The sequence below is a fragment of the Vibrio sp. A11 genome (assembly GCF_013048705.1).
Classification (GTDB): Bacteria; Pseudomonadota; Gammaproteobacteria; order Enterobacterales; family Vibrionaceae; genus Vibrio; species Vibrio metschnikovii.
On record NZ_VHSI01000003.1, the window covers coordinates 231,908 to 253,532 of the forward strand.

Genomic DNA, 21,625 nt, shown 5'->3' on the forward strand with positions numbered 1-21,625 from the left:
CACAAAAGCATTTGGTTAAATGCCTTCACATGCCATTTCGGTCTGTGATTGTTTGGCTAACTCATCAAATAAACATGTCATTCCACGGTGGCCACATAACAAGGCCTGTTCTCTAAACTCGGTAATATTGAGTTCGTCACGCTCCAACATCATCTCCAAAATTAATTGCAGGTTAGCCCCTGTAATGACTTCTATATTACCGTGTTCTAAAGCAAGGGTTGACGCGATACGAAAGGGACTACCACCCAATAAATCGGTGATAAATACCAGCCCATCTTGTGTACCAACGTTCTCCATTGCGGTTCGAAATTGTTCTTGCAATTGTTGGGTCGTCGATTCCGGAGGGAAGTCAATCGCTACACATTGCTCTTGTGCCCCAATCACTTGGTGCATAGCCTTTTCCATGCCTGAAGCAAACGCGCCATGGCCAGAAATAATCACACTCAACATCTTCTTTTCCTCTTCTATTGGAGAGGGGGGATCCAGCTGACTAAAAGCATGAGCGAGGTCATGTATTATCCAACGCTCATAGCAATGCTAAGTAGATTGGCAGGAATGTTTATCCCTTTGGGCATTCACACCCCCCTCTGATTGTTCATCTTCTATCTCGGTTAAAATGTTATAAGAAACCGATAAAACGACCCGCAACCGCCATCACAACCGTGACCACAATCAGTTTAATTGGGCTCCAACCACGTTTAACCAGGGCATACATCAACAAGGTATACACTAATGGAAGGAATGCAGGCATCAGCTTATCAATTACATCCGCTTGCAACTTAACCACCGCATCACCAGCATTAATTTCTAGCGTAGTGGAGAGGCGTACATACGTCGCGACCAGTGCACCAATCACCGTCATCCCAACAATGGAGGCCGCATGACCTACTTTTTTGGTATTGGCTTTAATCATCGGTATCGCTGCTACGCCCATTCGGTAAGCGTAATGTGCTAAACCAAATCGAAGGCCAAAATGAACCACGTTAAATAAACAGAAGAAAACGACCGCCCCAAGAATCGAGCCTTGTAATGCGAGATCGGCACCAATCCCGCCACAAATCGGCAGCAAAGTGAGCCAGAACATGGCATCGCCAATTCCTCCCATGGGAGCACCAACCGCGATCTTAGTACTTTGGATACTATTCACATTCTGTTTTGAACGCTCCATCGCCAAAATAATGCCCATTACAAACGTGACTAAGAATGGGTGTGTATTAAAAAAGCCCATATGCCCACGCATTGACTTGGATAGATCATTTTTGTTGGTATGAATTTTTTCTAGTGCCGGTAATAGCCCATATAACCATCCTGCGGCTTGCATACGCTCAAAGTTAAATGAGGCTTGTAATAGTAGTGAACGCCATGCCATTCGGTTAATGTCTGATTTGGTTAACTCAGTACCAATCGATTTATCACTATATTCATCTTGTGGGACGTCAGGTGCTTGGTTGACATCGATATTGTGATTAGATTCCATCTTCAAATTCCTCTTGTTTAGTCGCAACAACAGTGGTGTCTGTTCCTTTTTTCATAAAATCAATCAATGCCATCGCCAGTGCTGCAGCGGCAATCGCTAACACAGGAAGTTCAAGCCAAGCTGCCGCGACGAATCCAAGAATAAAATAAGGAATGTAGGCATTTTTCATCATGATTTTCATCAGGACCGCAAAACCAATAGCTGGCATGATGCCACCCGCAACCCCTAAACCATCGATCAAGGTTTTAGGTAGCGCTTCAACAGCAACCTTGGCGTGTTCTGCACCCAAATAGATTGGAAGAAAAGCCCATAAGAAATAAAACGTACCCAATACCAGTAGCGCAAAATAGTTGACGCGTTCAATGCCTTTAGTGTCGGCGTTATCTGCCATTTGGTCACATTTAGACATCATTGGTGCCATCACAGAGAATAAGAAAGTAATCCCCATTTGTACTGCAACCGCAAAGGGTACCGCGACCCCAACAGCGACATCAGCAGGCACGCCAGAACTGATGGCAAACGTCGTCCCAACAATAGTCCCAATAATAACATTGGGTGGCTGAGCACCCGCTAATGGGGCTAATCCCATCCAAACTAGCTCTAATGTTCCGCCCACTAATATCCCCGTAGGTAAATCACCCAAAATCAAGCCGACTAAAGGGCCTAATACCACGGGGCGATGAAAGTGAGTTAAACCGTTGAAGAGATCTAATCCAGCGAAAAATGCGAGTATTCCCAGCATCAACGCTTGCATGAATCCTATTTCCATCTTTCAGTTCCTTTATAATTAAAGTAATTCAAAAATATCCGTAGCAGATTCGGTAGGGACTCCCTGCACACGGCATTTCACGTTATGTTTTTTTAATTGTTGAAAGCTTTCAATATCTTGTGCATTCACGGAAACGGTTTTATGAATTTGTTTTTTTCCATCCACATAATGCATATTACCAATATTAATTTCTTGGATTGGAACTCCCCCTTCGACTATTTTTAAAAAATCAGACGGTGTTTTTGCCACCAACAAAATTTTCTGGCGCTCAGAGGCTTTGTGAATATTATCGATGACTTTTTGTATGCTCCAGAAACGGATCGCAATCCCTTCAGCGATCACCATTTCCATCAAACTTTGTTGGATGCTGTCCTCGGCAACTTCGTCATTAGCAACAACAATAATATTGGCGTCGACAAACCCAACCCATTGCACACCCACTTGACCGTGAACCAAACGCTCATCAATACGACTTAATACGATATTTGGCATTATCTATTCCTTTCTAACGATTAAATGGATAAATAGTGACACCTTGTACAACGCGATTTACTTCACCACTAGGACAAGGATTATCTGGACCAATTTCGAGATCAAACGAGCGAGTAAACGCATAAATCTGTGCAAATAGTAAAAATGGAAAAACCAGTGCCGCATCATCCGCACCCACAAAATCTGGAATTTGAAAATAATCGCCTTCCGCAATCATGGCATCGACTTCCGTTGTTAACGCCACCACTTTCAAGGCTTTATTTTCCGCTCGTAACTCCCTCAAGAGATCCCGGTCATACTGGCGGGTATAAGGATCATTCGAAATAAAAATAAAAATCAGACTAGCATCATCGACAACCGACTTAGGACCATGACGAAAACCAACAGGGGAATCGAACGTGACGGAGAGCTTACCCGCCGTTAATTCAAGTAACTTTAATGCCGCTTCTTGCGCGACCCCTTGCAAGCTGCCACTGCCTAAGTAAATAATTTTATTGGCGTCTAAACGAGCCAATGCGGTAATACTGGCTAACTGGCCGGTCAAAATGGCACGGCACGCCTGTTCTATCGCTTTAAACCGTTCTTCATTAAACTGCTGGGGAAGCAAGGCATGTAAACAAGCAGCCATCATACTCGTTAGGCTACTGGTCATAGCAAAGCCTAAGTCATTCGTTTCTGGTGGCATTAATAATGCTAGACTCCTTGAATCACCCATGGCTCGTAAATACAGATTGCCTTGATCATTACACGTAATCACCAAGTGATAACAGTTATCAAGGACTTGGCTGGCAAGTTCAACTGCAGCAACGCTTTCTGGGCTATTACCAGAGCGAGCAAAAGAAACGAGTAAGGTTGGACAATTTTCAGCGAAATACTCATCGGGATCGGCAACAATATCAGTCGTTGCTATCGCATCAATTCGACGCTTTAATTTTCCAGATAGATAAGGGGCAAGTGCTCGTCCAGCAAACGCAGAACTCCCAGCTCCCGTTAAAACAATGCGTCCATTGGGATAAGAAAAGAATGAGTTCATAAAATCATGAATAATGGCTTGCTGAGATATCAACTTTTGCAAAGTTCTTTGCCAGACATCTGGTTGCTGAGTAATTTCTTTAGCCGTGGCTAGTCCATTTTTAGTCGCTAGCTGTTGTTGAGAAATATTTAAATACATAAGGTTAACCTTCTATTTATCACGGCAAGCAGCAGCGTATAACGCAACCACTTCACCAATTTTATTAAGAATGATTGTCTTGGGCTCAGGAGTGAGCCTACCTTCACGGATGGCTTGAAACTGAAGGGGGAGATATTGGCTGATTAACGGCAGAGGAATAGGATGATCTTGTAAGTTTTGTAATAGCACAGCTAAGCCGTCATTGACCTTTTGATCAGGCCAATAGTAGCGAATACGATCAGAAAAACTAAAGCTGCGAGCTAAACGCTGGGTTTCGCTGTCTCCTTCGTAATACCCCTGCCAATACTTAGGTTCAGCATGCATCGCACCTTCAAGCACTTGCCGCAATCCAGAGCAATGCCTTGCTGGAATCAATTCTTCTTCAATACATGAGAGGGAAAATAGCGCTTCACGTAAAGCAAATGTTAAAGCTGGACCGACTTTTAAAATCGCAAAGTGATCGCGAACTAATGCTTTATAAGCCTGTGCGGTTTGATAATCCGTCGAATGAGCTTCAAACACCAAATGAGGATAACGTTCAACGACTTTACTCAGCGCCTGTGCTTTCTCTGGGCAATAATCAATAATACCTTGATGATCAAACTCAACACCCGGCTGCACAACAACACCTATAACACGTGACCAGATATCGCCTAAACCAAGGTCAGAGAATGCTGAATAATGCGTTTCTATTGTATCAATAGCGGCTTGCGGCTGAGTCACTTGTAAACAATCGAGTTCCTCTACTGCACCGCCAGGAACCGGAACCTCCGTTCCTATTACATAAACTAATGACGAATGGCCAAATAAATGACAGGCGGTTTTCTCTGCCACTAATGCTAAGCGAGCAGCACGCTTCGCAACAGTAAAATCAGTTAATGGCTTTTCATCACCGAAGCAACTCATGCTGCAATCTAGATGAATTTTTTGAAATCCCGCAGCGACATACGCTGCAATCTGCTCTTCTGCATAGTTCATTGCCGTTTCCGCATCTAGATGCTGCCAACGGTTTGGCCCTAAATGATCACCACCGAGTGTGATACGTTCTATAGGAAACTCAGCTTTGGTGGCTAATTGTTTAACCATTATTTTGAAATCTTTTGGCGTCATGCCTGTATAACCACCAAATTGATCTACTTGATTTGATGTTGCCTCTATCAATAATTCGCTATTGTCACTCTTGGCATACTGAATTGCAGCTTCGATAACCAGTGGGTGAGCTGAACAGATAGAATAAATACCAACAGATTTTCCAGATTTGTGCTTTTTAATGATTTCCACAAGAGGGTTCATTTTCCTTACCTTTCCTTTTTATTTTATGATTTAAACATAAATCAAAACGTAACGAATAAAAACAAAAGAAAACAGCAATTGATAAGTGACTCACAAAAACAAAAAGAAAGAAAACGAAAGAAATGAAGTATTGAGAGGCAACTGAAGACAAAAGAAACAAAACGAAATATGATAGTCCTTTTGATTCCTACTCATAACAACAATATTGATAAGTCGTAATTATCAGAAAATAGGGTAACTAAAAGTGAAGAATACTAGCGAAAGACGTGAACACACGATTGCACTCCTGAAGAAAAACGGAAGTGTTCAGGTTACTGATCTTTCGAAAAAATTTGGGGTTTCAACGGTCACGATTAGAAATGATCTAGCCGCTTTAGAAAAACAAGGTATCGCAACACGTGCTTATGGAGGAGCATATCTTCAAGATGGTGATATTCGTCTTCATGAGCACTCGGTTGAAGATAAAAATCAACTCAATAAAGTCTTAAAACAAAAAATTGCAGCAGCGGCAGTAACGTTAATTGAGAAGGGGGATACTTTAATACTCGATTCAGGTACGACAACTTACTATATTGCAGAAGCATTAAGAAATGCCCATGATCTAGTAGTGATGACGAATGGATTAAATATCGCCAACGCCCTTTTTTCTGCAGAAGGGGTTGAAGTCATGCTAACGGGAGGAAAACTTCGCAGAAAATCGATGTCCTTCTATGGAATAGAAGCCGATAATATTCTAGAACACTATCACTTTAATAAATTATTTCTTGGCGTTGATGGATTTAATTTAGAAAAAGGCATAACTACCTACAATGAGAATGAAGCAAGACTTAACCGTAGAATGTGCAATATTGCCGATGAAGTGATTGTTGTAACCGATTCATCTAAATTTGGCAAAGTGAGTCTACATAAAATTCTTGAAACCGCCCGAGTTGATAAAATAGTGACTGACGAAGGTATTCCTAAAGAATATCTACAGGGGCTTGAGCAACTTGGCATTACTGTCATTGTAGTGAAGCAATAGCCTTTACTATGAAGGTCTAGGGCAAAAAACTCAAAATTAGCACCAGCTCTTCTAGTGATCGAATACTATCGCTACATCAGAAAAATGACTACCTATAACAATACTGTGTTAGGTCGCTATTCACATCAATGAATTCGACCATCAGAGGAGATCAAAGCATAGCAACGGTGCGTAGTTTCAAATCTGAGAGATATAAAATTTTTTGAATTTGATCCTGATTAGCCACACCATTACACTGACAACGTGACATCATAAGGTTGAGAGAATATATGCAGAATAGTCATGCCAAAATTGATATTCCAGAGCGCTCTGTGGAACGAAAATTTGTGCCCAAGCTGAGTAATTTCAAAGTTAGCGCATCCTATGAGGGGCTAATCGCTAGTGGTAAACCCTCAACTCTAGAAGCACTAAAGCGCCAATATGCGAGATAAGTACGGCGTCAGTCGGGATCATTATTGCTACCCCGATTCAGATACACTCGAAAATCAACTGAATATTCAAGGCAGTGATGAACTGCATGAGGCGGAAACCGCCTTTTCTGAATACCGATATATCCACTACGTCAGCCACCTTTCTACTTTAGAGCAATTCGACGTTGAGCACTTTCGAACCCTGCATTGGGTACTTTTTCAAGATGTCTACTCATGGGCTGGAAACTATCGCGATGTTGATATTAGCAAGGGCACGACGCGCTTTTGTAATTGTCTCTATATTGAAAGAGAGCTAAACCGCCAGCTGGCACGAATTCCTCAGCTACGTAACTGTGTCGATAGAGCTGCGTTTGTGCGCCTGATTGCTGATATTTTCTGTGAAATTAATATCGTTCATCCCTTTCGCGAAGGTAATGGCAGAGCAACGCGATTTTTCTTTGAAGAGTTAGTCTTTGTGGCAGGGTATGAACTGGATTGGCCTGAAGTATCCAAAGACCACTGGATTGAAGCCAATATTCAAGGCTATCACGGCAATTTATCGCTTCTCGAAGAACTATTTGATAGAGCGATCAGCCAAACCAAGCTCTTATAAATTGCTTTATTCTCCACCTTCATGATTCACGCAAGGTCAAGTCCTACTCATCATCCAAATACACCAATCAAACATACTTAGTGTCAACTCATGCTGAATTGAATGTAATTTGTCGTCACCACCAGCACGGCAACAACAAATTACACAACGTTCACTTAGCGAGATTCTAGTGGATAAGAACGATAGCTCCACATACCATAAGTTCTTAAAGCATCACGATTGTAATAGATTCCATCTCTTGATCCATTCTTAAAAACGAGTTTATCTTGAACCGCCCTACAAGTTGCTTTTATCAAAATAGGATATTTAGATTTTCTATACTAGGATGAAAATCATCAATGATATTTGTCTGGACTCTACGTAATGAAAGATCGCCTATTTCATTCGCTAAGCTTGGTGGTGTTTCTAGCATTCCTAGTACTCACGAGTTTTTATGCTTGGCAAGATAGTCGTAGAGTTAAACACTTTATCCAACACTATGAATTACCTTCCATAGGTATGGCATTAGCGGCAAGCGTCGATAGAACAGCTGGCGAATATCATCGAATTAGTGGTGAACTACAGCATAATAATTTTATACGTGACTGGATTCTAGCTGGCGAACAAGATATTGATATATTACGTACTTTCTTACGTGATATTAGTCTACGATTTCGTTTAGCGGATGCTAGCATAGTCAGTGATCGTTCCGAGACTTACTATTCAGATGATCAGCGAATCATAAAACTTGATCCCAATAATGTATCACGAGATGGATGGTATTATCTTTATCGTGAAACCTTACGAGATATCAATATAGATACATGGTATTACGCTGAAGAAGATAAGTTGCACATATGGGTTAATGCTCCTCTTTTTGATCATAATGGCGAATTTCTAGGTCTTACTGGCGTGGGAGTCGATACCGAAGATTTTAGTAATCTGCTGATGACTTATGGCCGCCTTAAAGGTTTTGACATTTATCTAGCACGATTAGATGGTCAACTGGTTTATGCAAGAAACCGACAGTTATTAGCAGACCAGCTTAACTTAAGCGATCTGTGGGATATAGAGTTCAACTTTCTTGATAAAAATAGAGACGGCATAGCATTAAGTTTTGCTAATAGAGATGATTCAGAGGTATTACTCTGGATACGCTTTATGGATACTTGGAATACTTGGTTAGTGGTAGAAAAATCTGCCGAATCCATTCAGTCTCGCATCAATGAAAGTTTAAAAAGTAGTGCACTTCTGGGTGGCTCTCTTAGCCTATTACTATTTTTAGTGATTTTTGCTTCTATTATGCTTGCACGGCACAAAGTAGATGAGAAGACACTCCATCTTGAATATCAAGCAGGTACTGATTGCCTAACGGGGCTGTTTAATCGCGCATACCTATCAGGGCTTATTCAGTTAGAATTAACTCGATTACGTAAGGTAGAAGGTGTCTCTGCAATCTTACTGATTGATATCGATTATTTTAAAAGAATTAACGATACATACGGACACCCAATCGGTGATCAAGTACTTTGTTGCGTTGCTCATAGCTTAAATCAAAATATTCGAGAAGGTGATGCGGTCGCGCGGTTTGGTGGTGAGGAGTTTATGGTACTGCTGCCGAATATTTCATTACAAGATGCCGTAGAACATGCAGAAAAGCTGCGTTTAGCGGTTAGTGAACTGACCTTTCCATGCCTTCCACAAGAGGTGAGTATTACGGTAAGCATCGGGATTTCATTGTTAGATATAACTAAAGATAATCCAATAGAGACGGCTTATTTTGATGCGGATAGAGCATTGTATCGTGCAAAATCTTCGGGGCGCAATCGTGTAGTGTGCTCATGAACAGTCCGAGTGTTTAGTGTTTATGCTTAAGTGGCTTAACGACACTATCCAAACCTTCGATTTTTAATGCCAGACACAGCTGAAGCAGTTGGCCTAACTCCCCTTCGGGAAAACCTTTGTTGGCGAACCACAGTAGGTACTCTTCAGGTAAATCGATCAAAACCCTACCAGCATATTTGCCAAAAGGCATGGGCATTCTGGCGAGTTTGAGTAGGTTTTCTTTTTCTAACATGATGTCACTTAGGCTCGGTGGGGCATTGGAATTGACAGCATACAAAAAGTCTCCCGAGCAGAGCAAGTGCTGGGAGACTGATAGCTTTATTAGTGGTCTTTAACCACGTAAAATCATTTGCTCACGTTCAGGCCCCACCGAAATCATCGATACCGGCACTTGCAGGAGCTCTTCAATCCGTAGTACGTACTTTTGAGCCGCAAGAGGCAGGCTTTCAAAAGTGCGACAACCGGTAATGTCTTCTTGCCAGCTTTCCATTTGCTCATAAATAGGCGCAAGGGCTGCCGTTTGTGGCCAAATCGGGTTTTCGCTGTGATTACCTTGATAGCCGACACAAATTTTCAGATCAGATAAGCCCGTTAAGCAGTCAATTTTGGTCAAAGCAACTTCGGTTGCCGCTTGTAGCTCAACCCCATTACGGGTTGCTACGGCATCAAAATAACCCATATCACGTGGACGGCCAGTAGTCGCGCCAAACTCGTTGGCTTTTTCACGAAACGCATCTTGCTCTTCCATCGCGGTGATCAAGGTGCCAGTGCCAACCGATGAGCTAAAGGCTTTCGCCACGGCAATCACTCGCTCTGGACGCAATGCGGGTAAACCACCGCCCAAACCTGCGTAAGCAGAAGTCACATGAGAAGACGTTGTCCATGGGTATTCGCCGTACACTAAATCTCGGCCAGCGCCCAACTGGGCTTCAAACAACAAGTTTCCACCTTGGGCTTGAATCGCTTTTAGCGGTACGGTGACATTACACACCGATGCTAACCATGGCTGAGCAACCTCTAGTAGCCATGCTGCCATTTCCGCAGCGCTTTGGGTAAACTCAAAACTTGGGTAAAGGGCTTTGAGTTGGGGCAATTTCCAATCTAGCCAAAATTGAATGCGTTCTTGTAACACTTCAGGTTGCTTTAACCAGCCAACTAAGATGCCTTTTTTCATCACTCGGTCACCATAAGCCGGAGCAATGCCTTGACGAGTAGAGCCGTAGGCGCGATCGCCTAAACGTGCTTCTTCTAAACTGTCTTCTAAAGCATGGAGAGGCAAACACAAAGTCGCACGATCGGAAATCGCCATGCGTAGCGATACGCCTGATTGCTCAACTTCCGCCATCTCTTTTGACAATAACTCAGGACTTATCACCATACCAGGGCCAAGTACCGCCAAACAATCTGGATTAAACACGCCACTCGGCAGTTGGTGTAATTTAAAGGTTCCGAATTCATTAACTACGGTGTGACCGGCGTTATTTCCGCCTTGAAAACGAACACTGGCTGAAGCTTGATCGGCAAGATAATCAACAATCCGACCTTTACCTTCATCACCCCAGTTAGCACCAACAACAACAATCGACGACATGAGTTACTCTCCTTAAAAGCAAGTGCCACCATCCTATGCCTAAGATTGAAATATGAAAAATTAATTATTATTATAACTCTGATAAGAATTCCATATCACCTTTACTGAATGCTCTCTGGTTTAAGGATCCATCATGCTTGATATTCACTGGCTCAATACCTTTGTCACTTTAGCGAAATATCAACATTTTGGTAAAACCGCAGCGGCATTACACATGACACAGCCCAACGTTAGCTTGCATTTAAAACAGTTAGAGCAAGCAACGCGAGTCAAATTGATTGAACGTAACCCTTTTCAACTGACTCAAGCGGGTGAGCGATTATTGCAAAGTGCAGAGAAAACCTTACTTGAATTACAAGTCTGCCAAGCCGATCTCAATGCTATTAACCATCTTCATCAGGGCACCTTAACCATTGCAGCCAGCGATATCATCTCTCGCTTACTCTTGATTGGCCCTTTTCAGCTGTTTCGTAAAACCTATCCGGGGATCGACCTGTCATTATTTAATACCACCTCTTCACAAGCGGCAGAGCTGGTGAAAACGGCCAAAGCCGATTTGGGATTTGTGATCGCGCAGAAAGAAGAAGCACCACTGAGTTTTACCGAGCTACGTGAGGTGCAGTGGTGCGCAATCGGCAATGGACTTGCGCAGTGGCAGGCGCAGGCCACGAATCAAAGCCTAGCGGTGAGCGAGCATTCACAAGATCCTCTCACCGCAGATGAACCGACGCTTATTCTGCTGGGTCATGATACTCGTACTCGAGATTTAATCGATCTCAGTTTGCCGAAACTGAACCTGCCTAACTATCGCATTATGGAAGTCGGTAGTGTGGATGCACAAATTGACTGGGCAGAAGCGGGGTTCGGAGTCGCGATTGTCCCTACGTTTTCAGTCAATCCGCAAAGGACATTACACACAACGCTTACCCCACTGCCCGACTTTTCTTCCACCAGTTTGGGTTATATCGTGCGCCAAAACCAATTGCTCTCAAGAGCTATCAAACAGTTGCTGGTGTGGGTCGATGAAGAAATCCCAAAATCGCAATCGTTGACTTAATGGTAAAATACCAGCATCAAAATGTGATTCAAGTCCCAAATTATTTCAGCAAAACGTATTGATAATAATTATCAATTACATCAGTATCCTTGCTCTCATTTTGACAAGGATCAAATTATGCAGTTGAAACCTTTGTTGGCTCTTATTCCTCTTCTGTTGACCAGCGCAACTCAAGCAGAAACCGCCGCTCCATCAGAAACCGATGAAACCATCACCGTACATGGGCAACCCATTCCTACTCATCAACGATTACGCAGTGATTTAGACAAAATGCGTGGTATCGCCAATGCGGATATCTTTTCTGGGATCACCAGCATACAAAGTAATAATATGCATAATGAAGCTGGCGCATTGGATATTGGCATTCGCGGCTTGCAAGGCGAAGGTCGAGTACCGATTTTTATTGATGGCAGCTTGCAATCTACTCACACCTCTCGTGGTTACCAAGGCGTCAGTGACCGAACTTATATTGATACTGACTTACTCAGCACCTTGACGGTTCATCAAGGTGCGACCATGGATAGTTCACCTTACGCTAGCGGCGCTGTTGGTGGCGTGGTTAACGCCACCACGCTAACCATTAACGATGTGATTAAAGATGACAGCTCTTTTGGTGTGATATTTAAAGCTCGGGCCAATAACCATAATCGTACCCCAGAAGTCAGTGGCGATTACCGTCAACAAGGCCGCTATTTATTAGCGAACCGTGACTCTGAATACAAATTTAAACACGGCTCAGCTATGATTGGCCTTGGTTATCAACATGAGTTATTCAGTACCGTACTGGCTTATAGTAAACGTTCAAAAGGTAACCATTTTTCCGGTAAAAATGGCTATAACGATTATCACGAACCCGTCGTCGGTCCGGCTCAAGAAGTGGTTAACACCAGTTTTGAAAGTGATTCGTGGCTCTTAAAATTAGCGACCAACAATCGCACCGCACATAATGCCGATCTCACCTATCGTTACCACGAACAAAAAGCCGGTGAGGTTTTGGCCGCTTATTGGTACAAATTTGATTATGACCAAAATTGGAACCCACTACCCGATGGTCAAGAGATGATGCCGCAATGGGGATTAGGCACAGCAAAAGTCAGTACCTATGCCGCCAACTACTACTATCAACCAAATCAGCCTTGGCTAAATCTGCATGCCAATGTGTGGTACACCGATGCGAAGCTCGCTCAATATAATGGGCTTTGGGCCCACGGCACTAACGCCGAGCAGTATTTCCATGGCTACAGTAACGATCGTTCCGGCTTTAGCGTCAGTAATGAGAGCTTACTGACCGACTGGCCGGTGCGTTTAACTTATGGTTTTGCGCAGCAGCAAGAGCGCTTATCGCCTGAAGAAGATGGACAAATTCGTTTTACCCAAACAGTGACTTCACGTGATGGTAAACGTCGTACACAAAATATTTTTGCTAATGCCGATATAAATTACGCACCGCTGAAAATAAAACTGGGGCTAAATGTCCACAATGCCAAGTCCACTGACCACCAAACCAAGCAACATCTCGATTACAAAGAAAAAGTGGATTTACTGAGTGAACTGACTTACCAACTCACCCCAACTACCCAGCTATTTTTGAAATCCTCACGTACTTATCGAATGCCGAGCTTATATGAAACGACACTATCGAATGAGGTATTCAGCTACAATCCTTTCAACCCTCTTAAACCTGAGCAATCATTCAATAACGAGGTCGGCGTGCAATGGCATAGCACGGATACAATGGCGAGTGGAGATAATCTTCATCTATCAGCGTCTTATTTTAGAAACAGCATTAAAAATTATATTTCTGGTGGGGTATTGCCAAAAACGCCGGGAATGCCTGAATGGCGTTCCAACTTTACCTTTACCAATTACGATAAAATGCAACTCTCTGGTTGGGAGCTGAGCGCCAAATATCACTATGCGTGGTTATACGCTCACCTTGCCGCTACCTTATACAGTGAAACCAAAATTTGCTCTACAGACCAAGCGGCATATGCAGAAAGCGAGCGCTGTAATTCTATGGGCTTTGCTTGGGGATTAACCCCAACGCGTATTCCCCCCAAAGAAAACATACACCTCAATCTTGGCACGCAATTTTTTAATAATACCCTTGATACTGGTATCAAGGTCTCTTATCACTCCGGTAAGTCGAATCCAAGCAATTGGTTAGCGGGCACTGGTGCCAGTGCGATTATCGATATTCCAGCGGATTATAAAATTGATCTCTACTCTCAATATGCCTTAAACCCTAACACACAGCTGTTTTTAGCCATTAATAACCTCACTGACCGTTATCAAGTCCAGCCCGGAGCGGTAATTAGTATGCCTGATCCAGGAAGAACGATTACCCTTGGTGTGGAAGTACACTATTAATCGAGATATCAAGCTAGGTGAAGGAGTTACCGCTCCTTAACTTGGCTGTATTTTGATGATTTTTCTACTTGAAGTAGGCAACGATATTGCTGCCTACTTCAAACAATTAACAGGATTCACACTAAGAAGTTAACTCATCTTAGCGCCAAACACCCCACTCTCCGGTGGTTCCCGGCTCTTCTCCTTTCGTCCACCACTGCGCGGTCCATTCACGCCCTTGGTGAACAACAATATCACCAGCGGTGTATGTTTTGCTCTCTTGCCACGCGTTATCAGGGGTCACTGGTGGCGGTGTTTGTTTTTGTAATGATAATTGGTAGCTAAACTGACCATGTGGCGCAAACACTTGGTTAGTATGGATATTTCTGGTATCAAACATATAGTGGTTCATTTCTTGGTGCCAAATACCGATATACCAATCTCCCGCCTGCTGCTGATTAAACTGACCCGCCAGTTCAACAGGCCAAGTGTGTCTGTTATTGGCTGAAATCTCGAGATGAATATCCGTCAGCTCTTGCCCTTGTTGGTTAAAGGTCCGAAATCGGACATGATCGCCGCTTTCCACTGGTCCAAACCCTGTTGGCACAAAATAACCTAATGCCGTTAAATCTGTCGGTTGCTCAGGTTCACTCGGTTCAGTAGGCGGCGTTGGGGCCTCTCCACCCACAAAGGTGATATCACTACAGTTATAAAACCCTTCGCCCGCCGGATCAATTCGCTGCCAGCGGGTATACAAAATCGCATCACCACTGCGTCCCTCAGGGAAATTGACCGTAAATCGGTATTTTCTATCAGCCCCTACTGCGACATTCCCCGCCTCATCAATTAACGCTAAATCGTCCCATGTCAAAGGTAGACTTGGATCGTACTCTGGTTTCGTTAAGTAAAACTCCCAATAAGAAGGATTATGTGGCACTGCAGCATGAAAAACTAAGTCCAATTGATGATGTTCATTTAGCTGAATCGGTGTTTTCTGCCAATGAGGAGAGACAATATTTAACCCAGCTTTAGCTGCATGACCGGCAGAACAAAGCTGACCATCCGGTATCACTGCTTTCACCTGCTCGAGATCTCGATAACGAGCCACATTCGCAGCCACTTCATTGCGTTGAACAAAGGGATACGCTCCCGATTGATCATAAACCGCTTGGCAAGCCGCATTGGGAATAGTGTTACTCCAAAAACCACCATCTAAATAGCACGTATTTTGCCGCGCACTGGGAAACTCAACCCAGCCATGTGCAAAAGCTAATGAGGGAATAGATAAACTGATACACAAGGTACTCAGGACTAATCGATGTTTCATTGTTAGGTTCCTTCCACTGACGATGTTAATAATGACAGATGAACTAGGGCGATGTTTTACGATGATCAACCAACTCAACCATCACCATAAAAATGGGCTATCTTTTCAAACCCAATACGTCCTAAAGCTAGCAAGATTCACTGATAACCCAAGTCAAGGACCACTATCGATGCTCCAAAATACAACCTACCTTCCAAATCTATACTGCTCATACTTTGAACGCTCATTTTCCTACGAGGGACATCAAATTTTATCCTCTCGCCAGATCATCAAACTAAATTGGTCATTGATTCGTTGCAAAGAAAGAACTCTCGAACGAGCAGGCATGGCGTCACATTAAACCAATCTAATAAAAACAAAGCTTTATTAGTAAAAACTAAAGATCAAAAGACCATCATTTCGATTATTTATCACTCATAAAAACCAATTAATTATTTGTTTTTATGAGTAAATTAATTGTAACACTTCATTCATCACAGAAATAATTTGCAACATACCTACAATTCTCGAAAAGTTTCGAACGAAAATAAAACATTATTCGTTCGCTCCATTTTGAATGTTCTATTCCCCCAGCAACCTAATTACATTACGAGGCCATTATGTTTGGGATCTTTAAACCACATGCTCACATTGAGCGGCTATCTTCTGAACGAGTTGATAGCGCCTATTCGCGTCTGCGTTGGCAGCTTTTTATCGGTATTTTTGTCGGCTATGCCGGTTACTACTTAGTCCGTAAAAACTTTAGCTTAGCGATGCCTTATTTGATTGAACAAGGTTTTAGTCGTGGTGATCTGGGGGTCGCACTGGCTGCGGTTTCTATCGCTTATGGATTGTCCAAGTTCTTAATGGGTAACGTGTCTGACCGCTCCAATCCTCGTTACTTTTTAACGGCAGGCCTAGTGTTATCCGCCTTAGTGATGTTCTGCTTTGGCTTTATGCCTTGGGCAACGAGTAGCATTACCGCGATGTTCATTTTGCTGTTTTTAAATGGTTGGTTCCAAGGGATGGGCTGGCCCGCTTGTGGGCGAACTATGGTGCATTGGTGGTCACGTAAAGAGCGCGGAGAAATTGTTTCGGTGTGGAACGTCGCCCATAACGTGGGTGGCGGGCTGATTGGTCCCATCTTTATTTTAGGCTTATGGGCCTTCAGTGGTGACTGGAAAGCGGCTTTTTACGTTCCGGCTTTCTTTGCCTTGTTAGTGGCGCTATTTACTTGGTTAACCATGCGCGATACTCCACAATCTTGCGGCTTACCACCGATTGAAGAGTATAAAAATGACTACCCAGAAAATTACGATAAATCTCATGAAAAAGAGATGACAGCGAAAGAGATTTTCTTTAAGTACGTTTTTAATAACAAACTGTTATGGGCGATTGCGATTGCTAATGCGTTCGTCTACCTCATTCGTTATGGTGTATTAGACTGGGCTCCAGTTTACTTGCAAGAAGCTAAAGCCTTTACGGTCAATAAATCTTCATGGGCTTATTTCCTCTATGAGTGGGCGGGCATTCCCGGAACCCTACTCTGCGGCTGGATCTCAGATAAAGTCTTTAAAGGTCGCCGCGCCCCGGCAGGTATTCTGTTTATGGTTTTAGTAACCCTAGCCGTATTGGTCTACTGGTTTAACCCAGCCGGTAATCCAACCGTTGATATGCTTGCATTAATCGCTATAGGTTTCTTAATTTATGGCCCAGTAATGCTGATTGGGCTGTATGCGCTTGAATTAGCGCCGAAAAAAGCCGCAGGAACCGCAGCAGGTTTGACAGGGCTGTTTGGTTATCTCGGTGGTGCCGTCGCCGCTAACGCCATCTTAGGTTATACGGTTGACCATTTTGGTTGGGATGGCGGATTCTTTATCCTTGTTGCATCGTGCATTTTGTCTATTGTTTGTTTGCTCTATGCCTTTGTCGGAGAAAGAGCCTTCCACAAAGAAAAAGATGCCAGAGAAGCTGCAGAAGCCGCACAATAAACGCTTACTGAACCTTCTGTTTAACCACATAAGCCCGAAAATACTTCGGGTTTATGTTTTACGAATGTTTAATCGCTATCATTAGCCGTTCATTTTGTCCTTTAAAAGCGGCTTTAACTCTGCGAGCAATAACATTCCATCTTTAACTATACCCAAACTACTTGCAGCTAAATATAGCGATAAGTGGGTACCCTATCATGGCCATAGATGATGATGTGATTAGGGCGAACGAAGGTAACCAAAAAACCCTTCAGTTTTATAAAAGAAGGGGATATAGGAAGAAAATAATGAAGAAATTACTCCATATTGCTCTACTGACATTACTCACCTCAACGTCTCTACATGCCGAACAGCTAGTAATTGCTCATCGAGGAGCATCTGGCTATTTACCCGAACATACTCTTGCAGCTAAAGCGCTAGCCTATGCAATGAAACCCGACTATATCGAACAAGATGTGGTAATGACAAAAGATGATCATTTAGTCGTACTCCACGATCACTATTTAGATCGCGTTACTGATGTAGCAGAGCGATTTTCCGATCGTGCTCGACAAGATGGTCGTTTTTACGCTATTGATTTCACCCTTGCAGAAATAAAAACCTTACGTGTTACAGAAGGATTTAATCTAGATGAACAAGGGCAAGCTGTCGCCGTATTTCCGTCTCGCTTTCCAATGTGGCATGCAGATTTTACCGTCCCCACTTTAGCGGAAGAAATTGAGTTAATACAAGGACTCAACCATACGTTAGGTTACGATATCGGTATCTATCCCGAAATTAAAGCACCTTGGTTTCATCGTCATGAAGGGAAAGATATTTCTAAAGCTGTCTTAAACACGCTAAAAAAGTATGGCTATCAAACTAAAAAAGATAAGGTTTATTTACAATCTTTTGATCCTATTGAGCTCAAACGTATCCATGACCAATTACTACCCAATATGGATATGGACATTCGTTTAGTCCAGCTGATCGCCCACACTGATTGGAATGAAACCATGATCTATCAAGATCAAACTGCCACACCATATGACTATCAATGGATGTTTAGTGAAGATGGAATGAAAAAGGTTGCTCAATATGCTGATGGTATTGGTCCGTGGATGCCTATGCTGGTAGACAATAGCTCGACTAAAAGCAACATCGTGATTAATCCGTTAATGCACTATGCTAGAGATGCAGGCTTAGAAGTGCATCCATATACTTTTCGAGCCGATCCTGGACGTATCGCTCCTTGGGCCGAAAGCTTTGATGATATGCTAGAGGTATTCTACCATCAGGTTAAAGTCGACGGTTTATTTACGGACTTCCCAGATAAAGTGGTGAAATTTTTAGGCCGATAAGTCATGGCGCAAAAAGTGAACCGCACGGTTCACTTTCTATTTTACTTTCACACTCTGACGGACAACCAGCGTTGGTTCTAGTTGAACCACTTGAGGCTCGCGGCTCTGATTTTTAAGCTTATTTAATAGGGTATCGATCGCTGCCTGACCTAAACGGTATTTGGGCTGATGAATAGTCGTCAGGGAAGGCGTCATAAAATTTGCGATATGAATATCATCATAACCGATGATCGAAAGCTGATCTGGAATAGCGATATGAAGGTCACTGGCGGCATGAATCACCCCCATGGCCATCATGTCATTACTGACAAAAATTGCGCTGGGTAATGGCCCTTTTTTTTGCAATCGATACAGTGCTTGCGCGCCTCCTTCACATTCAAAATCAGACTCAATAATCCAATCAGGATTAATGGTTAAGCCCGCTTCTAACATGGCTCGTTTATAACCTTCATAGCGCATTTGCGCTTGATGACGACTCAGTGGTCCAGTAATACAGCCGATGGATTGATGACCACATTCAATTAAGTACTGGGTCGCCATGTAGCCACCACGTAGCGAGTTATCTTGGATTTTATCACTGGCGAACAGCATTGGCCCCCAATCCATAACCACCACTGGAATATCAGGATAGCGCTCAAAGACTTCAATCCGTTCGCCTTCTAAGGTCGAGCACATTAAAATTAAGCCATCGACTCGTTTTTGTAATAGGGTATTGATCGACGCTTTCATACGTTGATTATCCCCTTCGGTATTACATAAGATCAGGCTATAACCTTGTTGATAGCAGCTGCGCTCAACCCCTTTAACGACTTCTCCGAAAAATGGATTGGTTGAGGTAGTCACTAACATACCAATGGTACGGGTACGATTCATTTTTAAACTACGCGCCAAAGCCGAAGGCGCGTAATTGAGATCTTTCGCGGCTTTGTTGACTCGCTCGGCAATATCATCACTGACATAGCGAGTCTTATTGATTACATGGCTAACCGTGGAAGTCGAAACCCCTGCAACGCGCGCAATATCTTTCATGGTTGCCATATCATCTTATCCCTTATTGATGCTGAGCTAAAAATTCATCCACTTCTTGGCGAGTCGGAATCGACGTTTGTGCGCCAAAACGGGTGACTGAAATCGCTGCTGCGGCATGAGCAAACTTAATCGCTGATTCTAAAGGCATATTCTCTAACAAGCCAGTCACAAACGCACCATTAAAAGTATCGCCCGCGGCGGTGGTGTCGGTGGCCGAGACGCGAAAACCAGGGATAAGTTGTCCACGACCATGTTCACTTAACCAAACCCCTTTTGCGCCAAGAGTAATAATAACAATTTCAATGCCTTGCTGATGTAACACTGTGGCCGCTTGCTGGGCTGAAGCATCATCAGTGACGGTAATGCCGGTGAGCACTTGCGCTTCCGTTTCATTGGGGGTGATCACATCAACACAGCTGAGCAAGCTAGAAGACAACTCACGGGCTGGCGCTGGGTTGAGTACCACCTTTGTTTTCGCTTGTTTAGCGACTTGCGCCGCTTTAATGATGCCGTCAATCGGCGTTTCAAGTTGCATTAACAAGTAACTGGCGGCACGAATACTTGGTAGGTCATCTTCGATGGCTTCTGCGGTTAATCGGTCATTAGCCTCAGCTGAAAGACAAATGCTGTTTTCTCCACGGTCGGAAACTTGGATCATCGCAATGCCTGTTGGGCAATCCGCTTGTACTTTCACACCACGAATATCCATTCCATCCCGCTTAAAACGTTCACAACTTTCGATACCAAAGGCATCATCACCAACGCAGGCAATAAAACCGATATCCGCCTTTAAGCGCGCGGCGGCAACCGCTTGGTTTGCTCCTTTACCGCCAGGAATGACTTGATAATTTCGGCCATGAAGCGTTTCTCCAGGACGAGGGAAAGTAGGGACTTGTAGAACATGGTCAGCATTGACACTACCTAATACCACCAATTGGTTCATAAGAATTATCCTTCTATAAGATAGAAAACCTCGCCCTATACTCAGAGCGAGGTATACGATACATGAGTTATTGACTGATAATTTTCAGCGGCACAGGAAGATAAGCCTCGACCGTCTGACCTTTGAGGATCTTATCAGCAGTTTCAACCCCTAAAGCGCCAATCATGTCGGGTTGCTGAGCAACCGTTGCCCCTAATTGACCACGCTTTACTGCGGCAATGCCATCCTCAGTACCATCAAAACCAACAATCAAAATGTTTTTACCAGACGCTTGCACCGCGCGCAGCGCGCCCAATGCCATTTCATCATTTTGCGCAAAAACAGCTTGCACGCTTGGGTTTGATGCTAATAGGTTTTCCATGACGTTTAATCCTTTGGTGCGATCAAAGTCAGCAGGTTGGCTGGCAAGCAAAACCATATCACGCTCTTTAACCGCATTCATAAAACCTTGTCCGCGTTCACGAGCCGCCGAGGTGCCGGCGATCCCTTCGAGCTGAATGACTTTGGCTTTTTCGCCAACTTTTTCAACGATAAATTGACCAGCCATCTCTCCGCCCATTACGTTATCCGAAGCGATATGACTGACTACCTCACCACGGCTCGCGCCACGATCCAAGGTTACCACAGGGATATTCGCGCGATTGGCTCGGCGGATAGCGTTTGATACAGCATCGGAGTCGGTTGGGTTAATTAAAATCGCTTTTACACCTCGAACCGTGAGATCTTCTACGTTCGACAGCTCTTTACTCGGATCGTTTTGCGAGTCCAAAACGATCAGGTTATAGCCTAAGTCTTTGGCTTTCGCTTCCGCACCATCTTTCATGGTGACAAAGAATGGATTGTTCAGGGTTGAAACGACAATGGCAATCGTGTCTTTAGCAAAAGCTGAGACCGATACCGAAGCCGATAACAACGCAGCAGAAATTAACGTCGCAAGTTTTTTCATGTT

The 21,625-nt window shown here is 43.5% G+C and carries 19 protein-coding genes; 7 read left to right on the plus strand and 12 right to left on the minus strand.

The annotated features are described in order from the left end of the window. Window positions 1-15: 15 nt before the first annotated feature. The 6 genes from agaF to kbaZ all read right to left on the minus strand — a co-directional run bounded on the left by agaF (window position 16) and on the right by kbaZ (window position 5,202). Entirely contained in the window at window positions 16-450 is a 435-nt protein-coding gene (agaF, locus tag FKQ60_RS05300) for a PTS galactosamine/N-acetylgalactosamine transporter subunit IIA (RefSeq protein WP_154170861.1), read from the minus strand. Window positions 451-619: 169 nt separating this feature from the next. Next, entirely contained in the window at window positions 620-1,477 is an 858-nt protein-coding gene (gene agaE, locus FKQ60_RS05305) for a PTS N-acetylgalactosamine transporter subunit IID (protein ID WP_004396896.1), read from the minus strand. Then, the gene (agaW, locus tag FKQ60_RS05310; protein WP_040905236.1) at window positions 1,467-2,246 is read right to left on the minus strand and encodes a PTS N-acetylgalactosamine transporter subunit IIC; all 780 of its coding nucleotides are present in this window, start codon (window positions 2,244-2,246) and stop codon (window positions 1,467-1,469) included. Before agaW ends, agaE begins: the two co-directional genes overlap by 11 nt. Before the next feature lie 18 nt (window positions 2,247-2,264). Continuing rightward, window positions 2,265-2,738, minus strand: a complete 474-nt coding sequence (gene agaV / locus FKQ60_RS05315; RefSeq protein ID WP_004396894.1) for a PTS N-acetylgalactosamine transporter subunit IIB — start codon at window positions 2,736-2,738, stop codon at window positions 2,265-2,267. A 13-nt stretch (window positions 2,739-2,751) separates the two neighbouring features. Next, window positions 2,752-3,909, minus strand: a complete 1,158-nt coding sequence (locus FKQ60_RS05320) for an SIS domain-containing protein (RefSeq protein WP_170906150.1) — start codon at window positions 3,907-3,909, stop codon at window positions 2,752-2,754. 12 nt (window positions 3,910-3,921) lie between these two features. Next, window positions 3,922-5,202 carry a tagatose-bisphosphate aldolase subunit KbaZ gene (gene kbaZ, locus FKQ60_RS05325; protein ID WP_170906151.1) on the minus strand — a complete coding sequence of 427 codons (1,281 nt, stop codon included), beginning with the start codon at window positions 5,200-5,202 and terminating at the stop codon, window positions 3,922-3,924. A 244-nt stretch (window positions 5,203-5,446) separates the two neighbouring features. On the opposite strand from kbaZ, the gene agaR reads away from it, so the two are divergent. The 3 genes from agaR (at window position 5,447) to FKQ60_RS05340 (ending at window position 9,070) form a co-directional block, all read left to right on the plus strand. Then, complete coding sequence (gene agaR, locus FKQ60_RS05330) at window positions 5,447-6,223, plus strand: transcriptional repressor AgaR (RefSeq protein ID WP_004396891.1); 777 nt, start codon at window positions 5,447-5,449, stop codon at window positions 6,221-6,223. A gap of 420 nt (window positions 6,224-6,643) precedes the next feature. After that, window positions 6,644-7,246, plus strand: a complete 603-nt coding sequence (locus tag FKQ60_RS05335; protein ID WP_170906152.1) for a Fic family protein — start codon at window positions 6,644-6,646, stop codon at window positions 7,244-7,246. 363 nt (window positions 7,247-7,609) lie between these two features. Beyond that, window positions 7,610-9,070 carry a sensor domain-containing diguanylate cyclase gene (locus FKQ60_RS05340; RefSeq protein WP_170906153.1) on the plus strand — a complete coding sequence of 487 codons (1,461 nt, stop codon included), beginning with the start codon at window positions 7,610-7,612 and terminating at the stop codon, window positions 9,068-9,070. A 13-nt stretch (window positions 9,071-9,083) separates the two neighbouring features. On the opposite strand, the gene FKQ60_RS05345 is transcribed toward FKQ60_RS05340, so the two are convergent. Together FKQ60_RS05345 and FKQ60_RS05350 are read right to left on the minus strand one after the other, a co-directional pair. After that, window positions 9,084-9,302 carry a DUF3820 family protein gene (locus FKQ60_RS05345; protein WP_004396888.1) on the minus strand — a complete coding sequence of 73 codons (219 nt, stop codon included), beginning with the start codon at window positions 9,300-9,302 and terminating at the stop codon, window positions 9,084-9,086. Between the two features lie 99 nt (window positions 9,303-9,401). Beyond that, window positions 9,402-10,661, minus strand: coding sequence for an adenylosuccinate synthetase (locus FKQ60_RS05350; protein ID WP_072670889.1), 1,260 nt, complete (start codon window positions 10,659-10,661; stop codon window positions 9,402-9,404). Between the two features lie 133 nt (window positions 10,662-10,794). Between FKQ60_RS05350 and FKQ60_RS05355 the strand changes: the two genes are divergently transcribed. Next, window positions 10,795-11,718 (plus strand): LysR family transcriptional regulator, encoded by a 924-nt coding sequence (locus FKQ60_RS05355; protein WP_170906154.1) that lies wholly within the window; start codon window positions 10,795-10,797, stop codon window positions 11,716-11,718. A 117-nt stretch (window positions 11,719-11,835) separates the two neighbouring features. Next, window positions 11,836-14,088 carry a TonB-dependent receptor gene (locus FKQ60_RS05360; RefSeq protein ID WP_170906155.1) on the plus strand — a complete coding sequence of 751 codons (2,253 nt, stop codon included), beginning with the start codon at window positions 11,836-11,838 and terminating at the stop codon, window positions 14,086-14,088. A gap of 139 nt (window positions 14,089-14,227) precedes the next feature. On the opposite strand, the gene FKQ60_RS05365 is transcribed toward FKQ60_RS05360, so the two are convergent. Beyond that, window positions 14,228-15,394: a lytic polysaccharide monooxygenase gene (locus FKQ60_RS05365; RefSeq protein ID WP_170904441.1), complete on the minus strand. Its 1,167-nt coding sequence runs from the start codon at window positions 15,392-15,394 to the stop codon at window positions 14,228-14,230. A gap of 599 nt (window positions 15,395-15,993) precedes the next feature. Here FKQ60_RS05365 and glpT point away from each other — a divergent pair. Both glpT and glpQ read left to right on the plus strand, forming a co-directional pair. Beyond that, a complete protein-coding gene (gene glpT, locus FKQ60_RS05370) occupies window positions 15,994-17,364 on the plus strand; it encodes a glycerol-3-phosphate transporter (protein ID WP_004396883.1) in 1,371 nt (456 codons plus the stop codon). Window positions 17,365-17,651: 287 nt separating this feature from the next. Beyond that, complete coding sequence (gene glpQ, locus FKQ60_RS05375; protein WP_170906156.1) at window positions 17,652-18,704, plus strand: glycerophosphodiester phosphodiesterase; 1,053 nt, start codon at window positions 17,652-17,654, stop codon at window positions 18,702-18,704. 36 nt (window positions 18,705-18,740) lie between these two features. On the opposite strand, the gene FKQ60_RS05380 is transcribed toward glpQ, so the two are convergent. From FKQ60_RS05380 to rbsB, 3 genes are all read right to left on the minus strand, one after another. Further along, window positions 18,741-19,742, minus strand: coding sequence for a substrate-binding domain-containing protein (locus FKQ60_RS05380; RefSeq protein ID WP_158145228.1), 1,002 nt, complete (start codon window positions 19,740-19,742; stop codon window positions 18,741-18,743). A 13-nt stretch (window positions 19,743-19,755) separates the two neighbouring features. Further along, entirely contained in the window at window positions 19,756-20,676 is a 921-nt protein-coding gene (gene rbsK / locus FKQ60_RS05385) for a ribokinase (RefSeq protein WP_170906157.1), read from the minus strand. Between the two features lie 67 nt (window positions 20,677-20,743). Continuing rightward, window positions 20,744-21,622: a ribose ABC transporter substrate-binding protein RbsB gene (gene rbsB, locus FKQ60_RS05390; protein WP_170905315.1), complete on the minus strand. Its 879-nt coding sequence runs from the start codon at window positions 21,620-21,622 to the stop codon at window positions 20,744-20,746. Between the last annotated feature and the right edge of the window lie 3 nt (window positions 21,623-21,625).

What these genes read in the sequence shown, in the direction of transcription:
- FKQ60_RS05340 (WP_170906153.1), top strand. Translation starts at nt 7,610, where the DNA reads ATGAAAGATCGCCTATTTCATTCGCTAAGCTTGGTGGTGTTTCTAGCA.
- agaW (WP_040905236.1), bottom strand. Translation starts at nt 2,246, where the DNA reads ATGGAAATAGGATTCATGCAAGCGTTGATGCTGGGAATACTCGCATTT.
- agaE (WP_004396896.1), bottom strand. Translation starts at nt 1,477, where the DNA reads ATGGAATCTAATCACAATATCGATGTCAACCAAGCACCTGACGTCCCA.
- kbaZ (WP_170906151.1), bottom strand. Translation starts at nt 5,202, where the DNA reads ATGAACCCTCTTGTGGAAATCATTAAAAAGCACAAATCTGGAAAATCT.
- FKQ60_RS05350 (WP_072670889.1), bottom strand. Translation starts at nt 10,661, where the DNA reads ATGTCGTCGATTGTTGTTGTTGGTGCTAACTGGGGTGATGAAGGTAAA.
- FKQ60_RS05365 (WP_170904441.1), bottom strand. Translation starts at nt 15,394, where the DNA reads ATGAAACATCGATTAGTCCTGAGTACCTTGTGTATCAGTTTATCTATT.
- rbsB (WP_170905315.1), bottom strand. Translation starts at nt 21,622, where the DNA reads ATGAAAAAACTTGCGACGTTAATTTCTGCTGCGTTGTTATCGGCTTCG.
- agaF (WP_154170861.1), bottom strand. Translation starts at nt 450, where the DNA reads ATGTTGAGTGTGATTATTTCTGGCCATGGCGCGTTTGCTTCAGGCATG.
- FKQ60_RS05360 (WP_170906155.1), top strand. Translation starts at nt 11,836, where the DNA reads ATGCAGTTGAAACCTTTGTTGGCTCTTATTCCTCTTCTGTTGACCAGC.
- FKQ60_RS05355 (WP_170906154.1), top strand. Translation starts at nt 10,795, where the DNA reads ATGCTTGATATTCACTGGCTCAATACCTTTGTCACTTTAGCGAAATAT.
- FKQ60_RS05380 (WP_158145228.1), bottom strand. Translation starts at nt 19,742, where the DNA reads ATGGCAACCATGAAAGATATTGCGCGCGTTGCAGGGGTTTCGACTTCC.
- FKQ60_RS05320 (WP_170906150.1), bottom strand. Translation starts at nt 3,909, where the DNA reads ATGTATTTAAATATTTCTCAACAACAGCTAGCGACTAAAAATGGACTA.
- rbsK (WP_170906157.1), bottom strand. Translation starts at nt 20,676, where the DNA reads ATGAACCAATTGGTGGTATTAGGTAGTGTCAATGCTGACCATGTTCTA.
- glpT (WP_004396883.1), top strand. Translation starts at nt 15,994, where the DNA reads ATGTTTGGGATCTTTAAACCACATGCTCACATTGAGCGGCTATCTTCT.
- glpQ (WP_170906156.1), top strand. Translation starts at nt 17,652, where the DNA reads ATGAAGAAATTACTCCATATTGCTCTACTGACATTACTCACCTCAACG.
- FKQ60_RS05345 (WP_004396888.1), bottom strand. Translation starts at nt 9,302, where the DNA reads ATGTTAGAAAAAGAAAACCTACTCAAACTCGCCAGAATGCCCATGCCT.
- agaV (WP_004396894.1), bottom strand. Translation starts at nt 2,738, where the DNA reads ATGCCAAATATCGTATTAAGTCGTATTGATGAGCGTTTGGTTCACGGT.
- FKQ60_RS05335 (WP_170906152.1), top strand. Translation starts at nt 6,644, where the DNA reads ATGCGAGATAAGTACGGCGTCAGTCGGGATCATTATTGCTACCCCGAT.